11 protein-coding genes are annotated in these 18228 nt (G+C 55.1%); 3 read left to right on the forward strand and 8 right to left on the reverse strand.

What is annotated here, in order from left to right:
• Window positions 1–7: 7 nt before the first annotated feature.
• Window positions 8–772, reverse strand: a complete 765-nt coding sequence (locus H7F31_RS31895; RefSeq protein WP_261800589.1) for a sugar phosphate isomerase/epimerase family protein — start codon at window positions 770–772, stop codon at window positions 8–10.
• 296 nt (window positions 773–1068) lie between these two features.
• On the opposite strand from H7F31_RS31895, the gene H7F31_RS31900 reads away from it, so the two are divergent.
• The 3 genes from H7F31_RS31900 (at window position 1069) to H7F31_RS31910 (ending at window position 8408) form a co-directional block, all read left to right on the forward strand.
• Complete coding sequence (locus tag H7F31_RS31900) at window positions 1069–1950, forward strand: AraC family transcriptional regulator (RefSeq protein WP_187102122.1); 882 nt, start codon at window positions 1069–1071, stop codon at window positions 1948–1950.
• A 73-nt stretch (window positions 1951–2023) separates the two neighbouring features.
• Window positions 2024–2977 (forward strand): hypothetical protein, encoded by a 954-nt coding sequence (locus H7F31_RS31905; RefSeq protein ID WP_187102123.1) that lies wholly within the window; start codon window positions 2024–2026, stop codon window positions 2975–2977.
• Window positions 2978–3221: 244 nt separating this feature from the next.
• Window positions 3222–8408, forward strand: coding sequence for an S-layer homology domain-containing protein (locus H7F31_RS31910; RefSeq protein ID WP_187102124.1), 5187 nt, complete (start codon window positions 3222–3224; stop codon window positions 8406–8408).
• Between the two features lie 71 nt (window positions 8409–8479).
• On the opposite strand, the gene H7F31_RS31915 is transcribed toward H7F31_RS31910, so the two are convergent.
• From H7F31_RS31915 to H7F31_RS31945, 7 genes are all read right to left on the reverse strand, one after another.
• Window positions 8480–9082 (reverse strand): SGNH/GDSL hydrolase family protein, encoded by a 603-nt coding sequence (locus tag H7F31_RS31915; protein ID WP_187102125.1) that lies wholly within the window; start codon window positions 9080–9082, stop codon window positions 8480–8482.
• Between the two features lie 113 nt (window positions 9083–9195).
• On the reverse strand, window positions 9196–10809 hold the full coding sequence (locus H7F31_RS31920) for an extracellular solute-binding protein (RefSeq protein ID WP_187102126.1): 1614 nt from the start codon (window positions 10807–10809) through the stop codon (window positions 9196–9198).
• A gap of 70 nt (window positions 10810–10879) precedes the next feature.
• Window positions 10880–11758 carry a carbohydrate ABC transporter permease gene (locus tag H7F31_RS31925; protein ID WP_187102127.1) on the reverse strand — a complete coding sequence of 293 codons (879 nt, stop codon included), beginning with the start codon at window positions 11756–11758 and terminating at the stop codon, window positions 10880–10882.
• Window positions 11759–11776: 18 nt separating this feature from the next.
• A complete protein-coding gene (locus H7F31_RS31930; protein ID WP_187102128.1) occupies window positions 11777–12727 on the reverse strand; it encodes an ABC transporter permease in 951 nt (316 codons plus the stop codon).
• Window positions 12728–12732: 5 nt separating this feature from the next.
• Window positions 12733–14499, reverse strand: coding sequence for a right-handed parallel beta-helix repeat-containing protein (locus H7F31_RS31935; protein ID WP_187102129.1), 1767 nt, complete (start codon window positions 14497–14499; stop codon window positions 12733–12735).
• A gap of 231 nt (window positions 14500–14730) precedes the next feature.
• Window positions 14731–16251 (reverse strand): response regulator, encoded by a 1521-nt coding sequence (locus H7F31_RS31940; protein WP_187102130.1) that lies wholly within the window; start codon window positions 16249–16251, stop codon window positions 14731–14733.
• A complete protein-coding gene (locus H7F31_RS31945) occupies window positions 16244–18049 on the reverse strand; it encodes a cache domain-containing sensor histidine kinase (protein ID WP_187102131.1) in 1806 nt (601 codons plus the stop codon). Before H7F31_RS31945 ends, H7F31_RS31940 begins: the two co-directional genes overlap by 8 nt.
• Between the last annotated feature and the right edge of the window lie 179 nt (window positions 18050–18228).

An 18228-nucleotide genomic window follows, 5' to 3' on the forward strand; every position in this document is an offset into this window, starting at 1 on the left:
AAGCGAATTAAAGCGGATTAGCGACAAAATCTCCGCCTCTGCAGCGCTTCAGATAATTTAAGCCGTGCACTTGCCCCGTCATCTCCAATTCGCCCTTGTAGACGGGATCATGCCAGCCTTCGATATCGATCGTGCCTTGATATCCCGCTTGCCGAAGAATCGTAATGACATCCGACCAGTTCGTGTCGCCGAAACCCGGCGTCCGATGCCAGACGAAAGGATTAGGACCGTGGATTCCGTATTCGCGTACGACGTCCCAGGCGATGGTGGCGTCTTTTCCGTGCACGTGAAAGACCTTTTCCGCCCACTTTCGGAGCTGCGGAACGGGATCGATGAGACTGACCATTTGGTGACACGGCTCCCACTCTAATCCTACATTATCGTGCGGAACCGCATTGAACATTTTCTCCCAGGCGATCGGATTATGCGCGATGTTCCAATCCCCGGTCTCCCAAGTTCCGCCCATATCGCAATTCTCGAAAGCAAGCCGCACGCCTCGATCCTCCGCGCGCCGGGCAAGCTCGCCGAATACTTCCGCGAAGCGGGGGATCGATTCGTCAATGGATTGGTCCGTCAGCCTGCCCGTGAATCCGGAGACGATATCGGCGCCGAACAGATGCGCATGGTCGATCAGCCTTTCCCAGCTTGCCAGCGTATCGGCGTTGTTCCCTTCTCCCGTCAAGGGATTGCCGAACACGCTGAGAGCGGATATGACGATATCCTTCTCTCCGATGGCTTCGCTTACCTGTTTGGCCGTCTCTTTGAGATCCAGTGTCCCCGTCGTCTGTCAGAAAGTTAAATTAAACGATTCAAATCCATGCACCGCGATTTGCGGAATGACTCTTGCGGCATCGCCGCCGCCAACCATCGTGCCAATCCGTAATCCTGCATGTTTTCCTATCATTGATTATTACTCCTTTTTTGAGATAGAATGAGTTTATAAACCGAGTATATCCGCAATTTCATGTATATTCTCTATACAATCTTGCGGTTTATTTAACCGAAATTAAGATTTCCCGTCTCTGCCCGGAGCTTGGAAAGGACTGAACGTCCGGCATGACTTACCCAATGGAATTAAGAGAAAACACGAACCTCAGCGACAGCTTATATCCGGTTAATATGTTCCGCAATTTCAGCCCTTCCGGAGAAGCCGGCCGCACCGTATTGTATCTGCATTGGCATGAGCACTTCGAAATCATCTACATGGCTGAGGGCTCGGCCTGCTTCCGTATTGACCGCCAGCAGTACGAGGCTCGCCCCGGCACCCTCCTGATTGTGCCAAGCGGCGGATTGCACGTTGGGTATGCCGCAACGGATTGCCAGATTCAATACTGGTCTCTCGTATTTAACAGGTCGCTGCTAGAGAGCCCCTTCCAAGATCCGCTCCACGAGCGCTACGTGTCCCCTTACCTGGATGGGGCGCTGAGATTTCCCGTCCAATTGGACGATGGCGAAGGAGTCCGGCCGATCGTTGAAATATTCCGAGGCATGATCAAGGAATTCGAACGAAAGGAAAGAGCCTACGAGCTGGTTGTCAAAGCGCAGGTTCACCTTCTATTCAGCTTGCTGTCGCGGTATTGCTACCCTCTAAGCAGCAATGATTCCCCGGCTCTCTTGGACAAGCGCATGGAACGTTTCAAGAGCTTGATTCTTTATATCCAAACGCACTATGCCGAAAAGCTCCCCCTCTCGGAAGCAGCGCGCATGGTCAATCTAACGCCCTATCACTTCTGCAACGTGTTTAAAGCCGCGACAGGGCGGACTTACGTGGACTTCGTCAACCGATTGCGCATGGACATGGCCGAGCGCCAGCTCAGAGAAGGCGCTAACGTGACGGAGACGGCAAGCAGGGTCGGATTCGGCAATTTGAACTACTTCTCCAAGCTGTTCAAGCAAATAAAAGGAGTTTCTCCTTCGGAGGTGAGAAAGGCAAAAAACCAGATCTCGTGAAAGATCTGGTTGGTATTTCCGAAAAATATTTTATTACCTATTTGGCTCGAGTGAGGGAAGAAGGAGGCCGCCCTTGGACAAAACAAAAGCAGTTATCGTATTACTGGTATTCAATTTGATTGCTGTCGTCTATTTCGGAAATTCCTTAAATAAAAAGATTAGTAATGTCCAGACAAACGTGAGCTCGGAATTGAACAACATGCGCAATAATGTCATGTCCTTGGAGAGTCAAATTGTTAACGGAGTAAGCCGCGTGCTGGAAGCTCAAGACGATCGTATCGACCATGTCGACTATACAGTGAGCGAATACGATGCCGTACGGAAGAGGGCGAGGTTGGCGCTGGAAGTCACTCTAAAGGAAGTGTCTCCCGAATCGAAAATCTCGATTTCTTATAACGCTGAAGGCGGTCCGTCTGGGGAAGCCGAGTTGGTTGAACAAAGCGGTTTGAACTACGGAACCGAGCTGGAGTTGTCGCTGGAGCATAATTACGAATTTGAGGTATGGGAGCAAAGTCCCGCGAGTGGACAAAGAAAAATGAATGTGAACCAGCAGCGACTTCCGCTCTATGACGATTTTTATGCAAACCGTGTAAATAGGAGCGAAAGCGGCACATCGACGTCAAAAGATCAATTGGATGCGGACTTTAGCTTTGCCGTCAGGGATTTGGGCATAGCGGAAACAGAGATGGAACGAGTATATGTTCAGGTGTGGAACGGCAACGAGCCATATGATGAAATCGATGTGACGCAGAAGGTAATGGAGAGCATCGGCGATTATAATCAGATCAGAGATAAGTACAATCTTGCGATTGCTTCCGGATCCATTGATTCGTCCGTTAGCCTGGAACAATTCGCGAAAGACAACCATCTTGAAAAGCTGAAGCCCGGCGCCGATCCCCAATATTCGTTCCGGCATACCATTAAGTTCGGAAAAGATTATCCCGAGTTGGAATTAGATATTGCGAAAGCCAAGCAACTCAGCTTCCGACTGGTCATAACGTTCAAAGACGGATACAGATATGAGTGATATACACGGTAGGCCGACAGGGCGGAGATTTGTCTCCGCCCTGTCGTTCGTGTACCATTCATTTCGTTTATAAAAACGAATGAATGAACGCGGGGACGGGCTGCAATACTTGGGGCTGTAGTGCAGCTACTTTACAACATCATATAAAACCACATGCAGTTTGTCCGAATAAACACATGTCTAGTTGCGATATCCCAATGCTAAAGTTAGAGGTGAACGACGAATCTTAGGAGGGACACTCAACATGAGAAGTTTGATTTATCGCCGGAAGCTGCTGGCGGCGCTGGCCTGTTTGGTCGCGCTTATGAGCCTGCCTTTGGCCATCAAGCCGGGAGTCGCGGAAGCGTCTGCCCTGCTGCTGCAAGACCATTTCGAAGATGGGCCGTCTGCGGCATGGACCGTCGAGAGCGGACAATGGAGCGTCGAAGAAGGGGCAGCTCCCGTATTGTTTTCGGATGACTTCGAAAATGGAAACGCTGCCAAATGGAGTCTGAACGGCGGCAGTTGGTCACCCGTAACGGAGGGCGCCACCACCGCTTATCGGCAAAGCGCCGGAGGCGCTTCCGAGTTGGCGGCAGGCGACGCAGCCTGGACCGACTACGCCTACGAGGCGGATATCAAGCTGCTGAACGGAGCAGGCGCGATGATGGATTTCCGCTACCAGGACAGCCGGCACTTCTACTACCTGTACATGAGCGAATCTTACATTCGCATAATGAAGCAGAACGGCGACTTTCAGAGATGGATATCGGCCTATGAAGGCCCCTCGCTGCAAACGTCCGCTTACGTACGGATCAAGGTGGAAGCGATCGGCGACACCTTCCGCGTGTATCGCAACGGCGAGTTGGTGTTGACCGCAAGCGACGACGATTCCCCCTATCTATCGGGCCGAATCGCGCTCGCGACCTGGGATACTTCCGTCGAAGTCGATAACGTTCGCGTGACCGGGACGGGCATCAACCACGTGTTTGCCCAGACGGAAATGACCGGCGGAACCGTCTATGCCGGAGAAGCTTCCTGGAGCCATTACGAGCTGAAGGCGCGTATTGCGCTCGAGGAAGCCGGACAAGACGGCTCGGTCGGCATTCTCCTGCGGCGGCAAATTTCGGGAGACGGCTATTGGATGAGATACAGCTCAGGCGATGGCGCGGCGCAGATCGTCAAGCGTAGCGGAGACTCGGATATCGTGTTGGCAGAGACGCCGTTCTTCATGGAGCCCGGTCGTTCTTATGACTGGCATGGCGTGGCCGCCGGCGATAAGCTGGCGCTGCACATTGACGGAGCAAAGCTTCTGGAGACTTCGGACTCTGCATTCGCGGCCGGCGGGGTTGCCCTGATGACGCTGCAGGCGACGGCAGGCTACGACAACGTCACGGCAAGCCGCGTAACCGTGCCGGTGGATTCGGTCGGCAATACCGTCTATTATGTCAGCTCGAGTCTAGGGGACGACGATAATGACGGGCTGACTGAGAGCACGGCATGGCGGACGCTGAACAAAATCAATAACGGCACCTTCCGCGCTGGCGACCGGATTCTGCTCAAAGCAGGCGACGGCTGGAACGAGCCGCTCGTGCTGCGCGGCTCCGGCGAGCCGGGCAGCCCCATTGCCATAGGCGCTTACGGCGACGGGGACAAGCCCGTTGTCAGTTGGAACGCCCCGAACGGCGGCAGCGTCGTTACGGGCTACAACCTGAGCCACTGGGTCATCGAGGGGCTGTCCGTTCATATTATCGCGTCTTCGGGCCAATCCTGGGACCGCATTACGGCCGGCATACAACTGCATTACGATAACTCCGCCCTCCATCGGGACGTCAGAATCGAAAACAACGACGTATATAGCGACACCTACGACAGCAACACGAACGGCATCATGATCTCCGCGATGGTTCCCGGGACGGACGGCAAGGAAGTGGCGCGCGACCTTACGATCGCGAACAATACCGTCCACGACGTCGCCTGGTACGGCATCACGACGACAGGCTGGGATGTCGAAAGGAACGAAGAGCTTCGCTCGCAGCTTCTGTACGGCAACGTCAACGTCGTCGGCAACCATGTTTACCGCACGGCAAGCCAAGGAATCGTCGTCCAGAATGCCCACGACTCGGCGATCGAGCGGAATGTCGTGCATGACGGAGGACTCGGCACGGACACCTGGGGCCCGGGCGGTCTATGGTTCATCGCCTCCCGCGATTCCGTCATCCGCTTCAACGAGGTCTACAACATGAAGGACGCCTCGTCCGGCTACGACGGTGCCGGCATCAACGTGGACTGGTATTGCGACAATATTACGGTTCAATACAACTATTCGCACGGCAACAAAGGCAATGGAATGACCACGATGAGCAACAACGGCGCCAAAATCATCCAAAACCGCGTTGAGGGCAACCAGGCGTTGCAGTCTAACGGTAGAGGGCAAATCGCTCTGGGCAATTTCACCGGCAGGCCGGATCTGTCGACCGGACTTCACAACGTCGTGGTCGCCGGCAATATGATTATCGTCGATGTGGACGGCACCGGCGCGGTCAACACCGCCTCCAATCCCCATGGCACATGGACGGGCAACGAAATACGGGACAACAACATCGTCATTCGGCCGAATCTGGCAAGTGCAGACGTATTCAGCATCGGACCGAATACGATCGTCGACGCGATCGATGGCAACAGCATCTACAGCCCGCAAGCGTCCTTCCGCTCGATCCTGAACGGGGCCGCCTACGATACGCTTGCCGCCTGGCAGGAAGCGACGGGGTACGACCTTAGCTCTAGCGTCCGTTTACTGGACGAAACCGCGCCTGCGGCAACGGGAAATCTTGTCGCCGAGTTCGACCGCTATGTGCAGTTAAGCTGGACGGCACCGGAAGAGCAAAGCTCGGGCATCTCGCATTACAATATTTATCGCGGCACGCAGCCCGACTTCGAACCGACCTACGCCAACATGGTCGGCGAATCGTATACTTCGTCTTTCGAGGATCGGGAAAACCTGCAGCCGAACACGACCTACTACTATATGGTGAATGCCGAAGGCAACAATGGTTATTTCGGCGAAGCTTCCGCAGTCACGAGCGTCACGACGGGTGACGTCATTCCCCCGGTCGTCAAACCGTCGCGGGTCAGCTTCCTTGCGCCGCGGGACGGCGATTACATCACGACCGCCTCTTTGGCGACAAGGCCGTATTTGTCTGGCATCGACGATATCCGCAAGGTGGAGCTCTACGTTGACGGACGCCTAACGCGGGAGTTGCAGGCTTCCCCGTTCGCGGCGACGCTGGACGGCTTGGGCAATGGAGAACATGCGCTTCAATACCGCGTGTACGATGCCTCGGGCCTCATGCACGAGTCCGAGACGATTACGATCGAGAAACAGACCCGGGCGCTCAGAAGCCTTTATGCCGAGACCCCGCCGCTTATCGACGGAGATCTAAGCGAATGGGATGCAGCCGCCCCAGGCTTCACGATGGACAAGCAAGATCAAGTCAGAGAGATCGAAGCGGGCTTCATCAACCGCTGGTCCGCCGATGTCTTGACGGTCCAAGGTTCCACCCGTTGGGACGAAAACAAGCTGTACTTGGCTGTCGATGTTCGGGAAAACAAACATCATCTGCCCATCTCAAGCGCGGCCGATCTGTGGAAGGGCTCCAGCATACAGATCGCCGTCGATCCCCAGCGCGGCAGCAAACCCGGCGCCAAAGGCTATACGGAGCTCGCCTTCGGCTTGACCGACGGGGGCAGCGCGCTAGCATACCGTTACCATGCCGTAGCTGGCAAGACAAGCGGTCCTTTCACCGGCGGAGAGCTTGCGGTCGTCCGGGACGGGACTGCCGGCGTAACCCGTTACGAAATCGCCATTCCGTGGCAGGAGCTGCTGCCGGAAGGCGTTATTGCAGAAGCAGGTTCGGAACTGGGAATCTCGATATTGGCCAACTACAGCGACGGAACCGTCGTCAATCCCGACAGCTCCGATGCCCGCAACGGCTGGATCGAATACAACAGCGGAATCGGCGCGGGCAAGTCGCCGGAGTTGTTCGGCTACCTGCTGCCGATGCGTACCGCCTTCGCCGCTCCGATCGCAACCGGAAGTTCGGCGGCAGACGGCACCTTATCCATCCAATGGACAGCCTCGGACGGCGCATCCGGCTATGTGGTACGTTACGGCACTTCCAGCGGAACGTACACGACAACTGTAGATGCAGGCGGAGCGACCAGCTTGAGGCTCGCCGGTCTTTCGCTGCCGCAAACCTATTATGTTAGTGTGCTGGCCTACAATGGCTATGGCGAAAGCATCGCTTCGAACGAGCTGCGTCTGGCAGCCGCCGTTTCCGGAGGTTCCGGTACTGATGGAGCGATCGGCGGAGGCAATGCGGGCGATAACGACGGCGGCGGCACCGGACATGGCGAAGACGGCAAAACCGTCGTTTCCGTAGCTTTGGCGGAACTGGATGCCGACAATCCGCTCAAGTTGAAGCTGGAGCGGGCTTCCTTATCCATTCAACCTTCCTTGCTGCGCGAGCTGTTGCGACTGGCGGGGAACGCCGACGGAGCCAGGCTGGAGGTCTCTGTCGTTCCAATGGAGAATCGGCCGAATGTATTCGTGCCGGCAGCCCAAGACCATGCCAGGCTTAAAGCGGCCGGCCCGCTCTTGCGGGTTGACATCGCTGTGGCCATGGCTGACGGCGAACGCGTGGAGGCGAAGCCTGCTCACGGAGACGCGATCTTGAGCCTGCCATTCGATGAAAGTCTGTCCGTTGACGAGGATTTATTAGGACTATACGCTTATGATCCGGACACCGGAAAATGGTTGTATGCCGGAGGGAACGTCGATGCTGCCGACGGATCCATAACCGCGGCCATTTCGGACAATGGCGTTTACGCCGTTCTGGAATATCGCAAAACGTTCAACGACGTTCAAGCCGCTCACTGGGCTATAAAGGCGGTAACGACGTTGGCCGCCAAACATATTGTATTCGGCATTAACGATACCGATTTCAAGCCCGGCGGCCAGACGACCCGCGCTGAATTTACAGCCCTGCTCGTGCGGGCCCTCCAGCTGCCCGTAGTCCGGTCTACCGCGTTCGCGGACGTGGCGCAGGACGCGTGGTACGCGGACGCGGTCGGCGCCGCGGTCGAAGCCGGCATCGTCGCCGGGCGAGGCGAACAACGTTTCGCGCCGAACGAGCCGATCAGTCGTGCCGAGATGGCCGCAATGATCGTACGGGCGATCGGCCTGCCGACAGGCGGTACGGCAGACGTCGAAGTTGCCGGCTATGCCGATGCCAACGACATTCCCACCTGGGCGAGGCCGTACGTGACCGCCGCGAGGGAAGCTTCGCTGATGCAAGGACGTGCCGACGGGATATTCGCGCCGCTAGCCAACGCCACGCGAGCCGAGGCCGCGCAACTCGTCTACAATCTGCTCCGCTACATCAATCCATAAAACGAACGAACGAGAAATGGACATCCCTGAAGGGATGTCCATTTCTCGTGGGTATGAGCTGCTATTCCTAGTTACGCCAATCCACAAGCTTTGAGCCAGTTCAGCGCGATCAGCCAGTTGCCGGTTGAATTCATGTGCACCTGATCAAGAGTGAGAACTTTGCCATGCTGCTTCCGCAAATAGTCGTCGAATTGCCGGTTTTGCGGCACCAATACGGCATTGAAGCGCTCTGCCGTTTCACGGATGACCGCATTGTAAGGCTTCAGCCGTTCGTTTTTCCCGTCATATGGATTCTCGGATATAATCGTGGTCTCCATCAGGATCAGGGACGCCCCCGTCCTATCCTTCGTCTCCGTCAGCAGCTCCTCGTAGGCGCGCCGATATTCCTCGATGGATACTTCCTTCCATTCGTCGTTGATGCCAATCGATACGGTCAGCCAATTCGGCCCCAGCGCGATAACATCCTCTTGCCAGCGCGACTTCAGATCCATAATCGTCTCGCCGCTGACGCCCCGATTATGGCATTGGAGCGTCAACTCCGGATGCCGCACGTACAAATAATCCCGAATCATGCGGACGTAACCGTCGCCCAGCCCTTCGGGGTCGCTTTCCCTTCCGCAATCGGTAATGCTGTCTCCAATGAACAACAACTTTTGGTCTTGTCCCAGCTCCATGTCTCTTGCGCTCCCCTATGTTCGCTTATATTTTTCTGTCACTTAAAGCGACATGCGTGACTACAGGAAAAAATCCGGACAAAACTTGTGTCCGGATTTTCCCCGCGCGCCGCTTAGCGTCCTTCCGCTTCCGCTTGCTTATTCGTTTCTTCGATGACTTTGTCGCCGCCTTTGGACAACCAGGCTTCCTTGAAGTCGTCGAATTTGGCGGAGACATCGCCCGCTTCCACGATCAAGTTGACAACCGTTTCGTTCACGAAGTCGTTAAGTTGATTCGAGAGGCTGGGATCCAGCGCCTCTTCGCTGATATTCAGGTAAGCGAGCGGATTAGGGACGGCATAATCGCCCGTCGATTGGGACAATGCGACGATGTCTTCCTTGTTTAGCGTGCTGTCCGGTAAGAAGTCGGTGTTCCAGGATACCAGCGCCTTCAGCGAAAACGCTTTATCCTTAGAGCGGTCTTCATCAGACATCAACGAAGCAATCGCGTCGCCATCCTTCTTGTAATGGACGCCTTCAACGCCGTTCAGCATCAGATCCTGCCCTTCGTCCGACAGCAAATAGTCCAGCAGCTCCAGCGCTTTCTTCTGCTTCTCTTCAGAGATGCCGGAGTTGATCGAAGTCACGCACCAGAAATTGTTGAAGCCGTCCATGCGCTGCTTGCCCGTCGTCCCTTTCAGGGTACCGACCCAGGTGAAAATCGATTTGGGATCCCGGTCGGGGTATGCTTGCTCGAATTTACCGAAGATATCGTTATACAGCGTAGCGTTGGCGTTATGAACAATCATGCCTACCTTCCCGGTGACGAACTTCTCGATTTTTTTGTCGTCCGTATTCAGCATAAATTCGGGGTCTAACGTTTTGTCCGCATACATGGCGTTCAAAAATTCGATAGCCTGCTTCGTCTCGTCGGAGATGACCTCCGGCATCCATTTGCCGTCCTTCTTCTCCCAACGATCCGTGCTTGTGTCGAAGGCGTTGAAAATCGGATATTGCCACCATACGCCGCCGGAGCTGGACGTGTACCCGTACGTATCCTTTTTGCCGTTTTCGTCGGGATCCCCATTCGTGAACGCATCCGCTACCTGCTTGAACTCATCAATCGTTTGCGGCACCTGCAGCCCCAGCTTATCGAGCCAATCCTTGCGGATCAGGATGTTATGGCCGCTTACCGCCGTTTTGTCGCTGCCCGCTTCGTTGTAGACCGGCAGAGAGTAGTGAATGCCTCCGGTCGTTTTGGCCAATGCTTCAAAGTTATCGAGCGACTTCTGAATATTGGGATATTGATCTCCGTAGTCGGAGATTGGCAGCAGCATGCCCTCTTTGATCCATTGACGGTATTGCACCGGACGGTCAATTCCGTAAGAGATGAACACATCCGGCATCTCGCCGGACGCGATCATGACATTCAGCTTCTCCTCCCAGTCGTTCCATGAAGCCGTAATCGGCTTGAGCTTGATATTCAGCTTCTCTTGCAGCTTCTGATAGATGATCGAATCCGGAGCGTCGGCTCCTTCAAACATCCAGCTGAATACGGACAGCTCGACCGGAGCTGCCTGCTGCTCCGATCCGTTTCCTTTACCTCCATCACTCTGCGATGTATTCGCCGACGGCGTCGCGACGCCGTTGTTGTTGCCGGCGCAGCCAGCCAGTAGACTGGTCGATGTCAATACGGCCAACACCGGAATCATCCATTTTCTTCTGCTTTTTTTGTTTGTGCTCAACATGCTTGTCCAACTCCCCGTTAATTAGTAGAATATCAAGCCCCCGCATAAGGTTCAACCTGCAAAAGAAGGTTCAACTTTTGATCGAACCGATCATCACCCCTTTCACGAAATGCTTCTGAATGAACGGGTATACGATAATGATCGGCACGACGGAGACGATGACGACGGCGTTCTTGATTGTATCGCCCAGCATAAACTCCTGGCTGACGTAGCTTCCGCCGCGGGTCAGCTCCATGTTGTTGTTGATCAGAATATCCCGCAGCACCATCGCGAGCGGCCATAGATCCTTGTCGTTCAGGAACAGCATCGGCGTATACCAGTTGTTCCACTGTCCCACCGCTATGAACAGTCCGATTGTCGTCAGGGCGGGTACCGACAGAGGCAGAATAATCCGAAAAAAAATCGTCATATAACCCGCGCCGTCGATTTTCGCCGATTCCTCCAGCTCCAAAGGAATGTTCTGGAAAAACGTTTTGAGCACGATCATGTTGTACGTGCTGATCGCCGCCGGAATGATCATGACCGCGAGACTATTGACCATCCCCAGACTTTTAATGAGGAGATAATAGGGTATCAAGCCTCCGCCAAAAAACATCGTAAAAATAATATACATAAAGATAAACGTTCTGCCCGGCAAATCCTGCTTGATTAGCGGATATGCCGTGATCGCCGTAATGAACAGCTGATACAGCATCCCGGCCGCCGTGACGAATACCGATACAAGCAAGGCGCCGACCAACGTATCTTTGGAGAACACGTAATGGTACGCTTCGAAGGTCGGCCGCTGCGGGAATAGATAGATAACGGAGCGGATGGATTCTTCGTAGGGCATGATGGAGCCGATAAGCACATGCCAGAAGGGATACAGCGTCACGGCCGCCAGGAGCAGCAGGAACAGAATGTTAAGGATATCGAATATCGCGCCGGAAATGCTTTTGGATCTAACCACGGACCGTTGTCCTCCTTTCTAATAAATGCCTTGTCCTCCGATTCGTTTCGCCGTCCAGTTGACGATTACGAGCAAGGCGAAATTAATCAGGTTAAGGAATAGTCCGATTGCCGTCGCCACGCTATATTCGCCTTGCGTCAGGCCGATACGGTAGACGTAGGTGTCGATAACGTCGCCGCTCTCGTACACCATCGTGTTGTAGAGATTGAATACCTGATCGAACCCCCCGTTCATCATGCTGCCGAAATTCAGGATGAGCAGTATGGATATAATCGGGAGCAGACTCGGAAGCGTGATATGCAAAATTTGCTTGAAACGGTTCGCGCCGTCGACCGTCGCCGCCTCGTACAGATCGGGATTGACGCCTGCCAGCGCGGCCAGATAGATGATCGTGCCCCATCCGACCTCCTTCCAGATGCCGGAAAGGACGAGCAGCGGCCGAAACATGCCGTTGCTGGTCAGAAAGTTGACGGGATCGCCGCCCAAAGCGATAATCGCTTTGTTGACCAATCCTTCGTTCGATAGCAAGGTGAAAATAATGCCCGCAATCGTCACCCACGAAATAAAATGCGGCAAATAAACAATCGTCTGAATCGATCGCTTGAACAGCCGGTTCCGCACTTCATTCAGAAGGATCGCCAGCAGGATCGGAGCCGGAAAACCGAAGGCGAGGCGAAGCAGGTTGATTTCAATCGTATTGCGGAATACCTGCCAGAACTTGTCGGTACGGAACAGCTTCTCGAAATGTTCGAAGCCGACCCACGGGCTGCCAAGAATGCCTTTGGTCACCCAGAAGTCCTTAAACGCGATGGAAGCGCCATAGATCGGGATATAGTGGAAAATAAACAGAAACGCGACGGACGGCAGCACCATGACGTACAACATCCTGTATTTGAGAATTCGGCGCCATACGTCGTTTGGAGCCTTAAGCGGCTGCGCGGTCTTCGGATTCGCTAATTTCGCTTGCATCTCCTTCACCCGACTTCCCGAAATCCGTGATTGCCGCGAATCTCCACCGAACCCGCCGAATCGGCTTCGACCCATATGCGGTCATCGGTGGCAGGCGCGACAGCTATGCGGCGATTATGCTCGATGATGACCTCGCGGCAGTGGCTCGCCATGATCGTCCCGTGATACAAGCTTCGGTTCGGCACGCAGTTGGCATCGCCATCCCGATCGCTTTTGGGCGGACCCGCGTTAGGGTTGAGCAAGGCATTGCCACGAATAGCAACCCGCTCGCACGAGGAGACGAAAACCGCTTGCTGAGGGCAATCCACAATGGTATTATGCTCGATCGCGATGTCGCGGAAGATAGGGTAACGGGTTCTGCCTTGCTCCAGATAGACGCCCATGTAGATGACGGCCATGCTCCAATGATTGACGTCGCAGCTTTCGATTCGGTTGTTCCGTATCGTGAGATTATCGACGCCGAAACCTTCCGCCCAGCGCGCCTCCGCCCCGCATTCGATCTGGATGGCTGGCCCCTGATTGCGGTAGAAGCAATTATGCTCTACCAATCCGTCGGAAGCATGCAGCAATACTCCCCTCGCCCGGTTATCGTGGAAGAAATTGTGCCGCACGACATAATGCCCCGAATTGTAGCGGCGATTGAATATAATCGCCTTCTCCGACAAGTCGCTCGGCAGGTCATCTCCGAACGTCAGCACGCAGCGCCGTCCGCGCTCGTCCCAATCCGCATCGGCAACCGTAGCGGTGAAGCCCGTTGGCGATAGATCGGGATGCCGGAACTCCACCGGATCGCCCGGCGCGAAGGGATTTCGCCATGGAAATACATTACCGATCGCGATGCTCCTGGAGTCCAATCGCTCGAAGTTCTGAACGGAATTATCGTGAATATTAAGGCAATCGTCCCCGTTCCCGCTGAAATCGCAATATTCCATAAGGAACGAGCCGAGCGAGTTGCTGATATGGCAGCCGTCCGCCGTCGCCGAGATGCAGCGTGTCGTGCCGGGCCGCTTCAGGAGGCGGCAGCGCGCAAGACCCCAATGATGCTGACCGCCGGTGGCTACGAAGGCGTGACCCGGCGCGCCGTATACCGTCACTTCCTCCAGCTTCAGATGCTCGTTCTCGTGCAGTTCGAATGCGGGGGCGTCGTACACGTAATGCCGCACGATGTAGGCCTGACCGCGATTCAGGAAGCGAAAGTTCTCCGGATCCGGCAGCGCGATGCGCATGATGTTGCCGCGTACCTCCAGCACTTCGCCCAGCACATTCCCGCCGAACTCGTGCCCCCATTCGCAGCCCGGGGTCAGCGTTCGAGGATTCATCGGATTCAGCGTGCGGACGTCCAGCCCCGCTGGAACCGACTCGTATTCGGGGAACGCCAACTCGAACCACGACACGTCATCGGACACTCGCTCTACGACTCCAATGCTGGCCAGCGGGCTGTGATCCCAGTCCCAGTCCACCGTCAAGTTGCGAAACTCCATTCGCCGGCAATGCCGGATCGCGATAAACGCTTCAGCCGACCGAAATACGAATTCCGCGCCGCCCCCGTCGAACCGGAAGTCGCTTAATTCCTCGAATACCGGATGTTGTCCGGCGCCGAACCGGTAGACGCCCGGTTGCACGAGCAACTCGCCGATGCCTTCATTCTTGCAATGCTGTATAGCCCTCCGCAGCGCGGCGCCGTTGCAATCGCTGTCCGCGCGTACGCCGAATTCCTCCGCGCGGGCTTTTCGGCCCGATTTTCCCAAAGGCTTCATGATCGTAATCTCCATAGTTTCCTCCTGTGCGTTCGCGTTGCTTTAGTGGGTTAGGGTGTTTGTTAAGGCCGTTCTATTTGTTTTTATTGTGCCATAGCCCTCGACGGCATCCCATGTGCTCATATTGGAAGATCGCTTGTTGTTTGTTACGACAATGCATGGCAGGAGCCAGAGCCATATGCAAAAAAACAACCTCGCTTCTCCGCACAGAGAAACGAGGTTGTTCCATACTTTATGACAAGGGGGTTAATTTTTTTCCATGTAGCCTTCCGTGATTTCTTTTTGTCGTTTCTTGTGTTGCTTGCAATCGTACGGCGATTGGCCAAGATGCTTCTTGAACAACTTGCTGAAATGAGCGTAATCGTCGTAGCCCACCATGCGCGCAACTTCGTACAGCGAAATATCCTGCTCCAGCAGCGCTTGTGCCGCTTCAAGACGGCGGCGGATCAAATAATGGATAAAGCTTTGCCCCTTCTCTTGCTTGAACAGATGGCTCAAATAATTCGGGCTGATGTAATGCTTGCGGGCAAGCTCTTTCAGCGAAATCCGATGCGCGTACATCAGGTCGACCTCGCGCGCGACATCCTCCACGATGAGCTGGGCATTCGGCTCGCCGTTCTGACGCTGTCGGCGATCTTCCAGCTGCTCCGCCATTTCCTCCAGCAGCTCCTGCGGATTGCCGCAGTGCAGCAGCATGTCCTGCGTATAAGCCGAATCCGTCAGCTCCGGCTGCAGACGGGAAGTCAGGTGGTCTATCGCCGCCATGAACGAATTGTACAGCTCCGCTAGACCGCTCAGATGAATGCGTCCGGCTTTGATGCCTTCATGAACGTCGATCAGAATCGCCTTCAACTGCTCCGGCTTGGCCGCCTTGGCGATCCGTTCCCTAATTCCCGTCACAGCCCCGTTCACGTCGGACTTATAGCGATGTACGCCCTTTCGGCCTGCCAGTATCGAAGTGTCTGCCATCATCGCGGCTTGATGATAGACGTTGCCGGAACGGCTGGACGTATCGCAGACGGCGCTGAGCCCTACATCCCAACGTTTCGCCTGGACGAGTCGCCTTATCGCCCTGTACAGCCTAACGGCCGAGCCCGCCTCCAACTGCACGGCGAGCTCCAGCATGTAGCACCACTTGGATGAACTGACTCGGCTTCGGTAGAAGGATATGCCCCCTCCCTCTAGCAGTTCGTCCAGCGGGGCTAGTCCCTCCAACCCGAGCGGTCCGTACGCCTTCACGCAAGCGAACATGACTCGTGACTGCGGCGCGAAGGCCGGTCTGAAGTCAACCAGCCCTTCCAGCAGGCGAACGATCGGCAGATCCTTCCCGATCCCTTCCAGGAACAACATCGCCTGCTCGGCTACCTGTCGTCCGCTGCGCTCCCGCTCCCGCTCCGCCAGACGTCGCTTGCATCTATCCAGCGTGTCCAGCAGTTCCGCTTCGTTGACTGGCTTCAGCAGGTAGCTGAAGCAACCCTGCTCCAGCGCCTGCTTGGCGTAAGCGAATTCGCCGTAAGCGCTCATGAACACCACCAGCGTATCCGGCGAAGCGCGATTCGCGAAGCGAAGCAGATCCAGGCCGCTTTTGCCCGGCATGCGAATGTCGCTGACCAACACGTCGATGCGTTGGCGCCTTAATATGCTCTCGGCGGCCACCGCGTCGTTCGCTTTGCCTGCCAGCCGGAAGCCTGCCTCTTCCCAGTCGATAATTTGCTCCATATCCTTCAGAATCCAATGCTCGTCGTCTACCAACAGCAAGTTATGCATGATTGTGGTCCTCCCCGTTGCGATGCGGTATGGTGATGGTTACGACCGTGCCCCGCCCTTCCCAACTCTTGATGGATAGTCCGTATGGTTCGCCGTAATAAATGCGTACCCGACTGTGAATATTCTCCAATCCAATGCCTTGTCCGAGATGCTCCCTCTCCGGCGGCTCATCGATAAGGCCCGCCAGATGCTCGCGCACCCGCCTCAGCTTCTCTTCGCTCATGCCCATGCCGTTGTCCATGACCATGATGCGCAGATCGCCGCCCTCCGTCTTGCCGGCCTGCACGCGGATCAGCCAGCGCCCGCTTTTCCCTTCCAGGCCGTGGAACAACGCATTTTCTACAAGCGGCTGAAGGATCAACTTGACGATGGCATGTCCCTTGAGCCCCGGCTCCATCTCCGTCCGGAATTGGAGCCGCTTCCCGAAGCGAATGCGTTGAATCGCGATGTACGTATCTAGATGCTCCAGTTCCTTGAACAGCAGGACGTAATCCTCGGTGCGCGTGATGTAGCGAAAATAGGACACCAGATGATCGATCGCCGAAGCAACCTCCTTCTTGGCTCCGGACATCGACATCCCCCGAATGGAATGCAGCACATTGTACAGAAAATGCGAATTGATCTGGCTCTGCAGCCCGCTCAGACGGAAAAGCTGCTTCTCCATTTCCGTATCGTGCAGCTGCTTCTGGGACAGCAGCAGATGGTCCGTCAGCCGCTTGATCTGGTCAAGCATATTGTTGTAATGATCTTGAATGACGGTAATTTCGTTGCGATACCCGAACCTCAGCACGGCGTCGAAGTTGCCGCTGGCCGCCCGGTCGAACGCATCGGCCATCTTCGTGATGGGATGGGTAAGCCGAATATTGAAGGAAACCACGACCAAGATGACGACCGCGATCAGAATGACAACGACGCCAACAAGCGTATATTGGATGAATGTCGCCTTCTCCAGCAGCTTGTCTTTGTTGATTAGCGCGACGAAGGTCCAGTCCATACCGTCGAACGGAATGATCTGGTACAGGTAGTCTGCATCGTCCAAACGGACAGGCCGTACTTCTTTGGTCGGCTGCTCCCGCAGCAGCGGGGCGAGCTCGGCAATGCCTATTTTGCCGGAAGAGGCTCCTACAATCTCGCCATGTCCATTCACGATAAAAAGGCTGGCCTTGTTGTCCATATTCGCCGTCTGCAAGGCATGCCTGATCCATTCGATATCCAGCAGCATCACTCCGATATACAGCTGATCCAGATACCGCGTCTGCTGAATAGACTTGATCTGTCGGAATGCAAGCATGCCCGGCCTCCCGTCCTGCATCTCGAAGAGCGGCGAATATTGAATCCGCGTCGTCAACTCCCCTTCCAGCTGCTTATTGCGAATATGCGTCATCATGGCAGCCGTGATAATGCCCCCTTCCGATACCGTGCGGAATGTATCCGCGTTCACCATTGCCAACGACTTGATTGTCGACTCCAGCGACATGTAGCTGTTCAGATTGCGCAGCAGCGTGTCCGATTCCTGCCAGCTCTGATTGGCGATCATGATTTGCTGCACGTTCCGGTTGTAGAAGATCGATCTGGACAGCTGGTCCATTCGTCCGAAATATTCGTCAAGACGGTCGTTTGTCTGATTGACGATCTGTCCGATGCTGTCGAGCGCGTTTTGCTTCATCATATGTACATATGACAAATAGCCCATTGTCCCTAACAGGAGAATGGGCAAGACCGCAAGGCAAATATTCGTGATGATCATCCGATAGCTCAATGGGTACTTTTTCGTGTAGGATAAAATCTGCCTGAACATGAGCACCTCCGTCGATGCCTGACGATGCGGGGTTTATATGTCCCTACATAATCTCACACTCCGGCAGAAACATCCATGTCATTTCATTGGAAAAAAGCTTGTCGTTTGTTACGATAATACGCCTGCTTCTGCCGACTCATATCGAAGAGCCTCCAGTATTGCTGCTGGAGGCTCTCTTC

The organism is Paenibacillus sp. PAMC21692, from assembly GCF_014303795.1.
Taxonomy (GTDB): Bacteria; Bacillota; Bacilli; order Paenibacillales; family Paenibacillaceae; genus Pristimantibacillus; species Pristimantibacillus agaridevorans.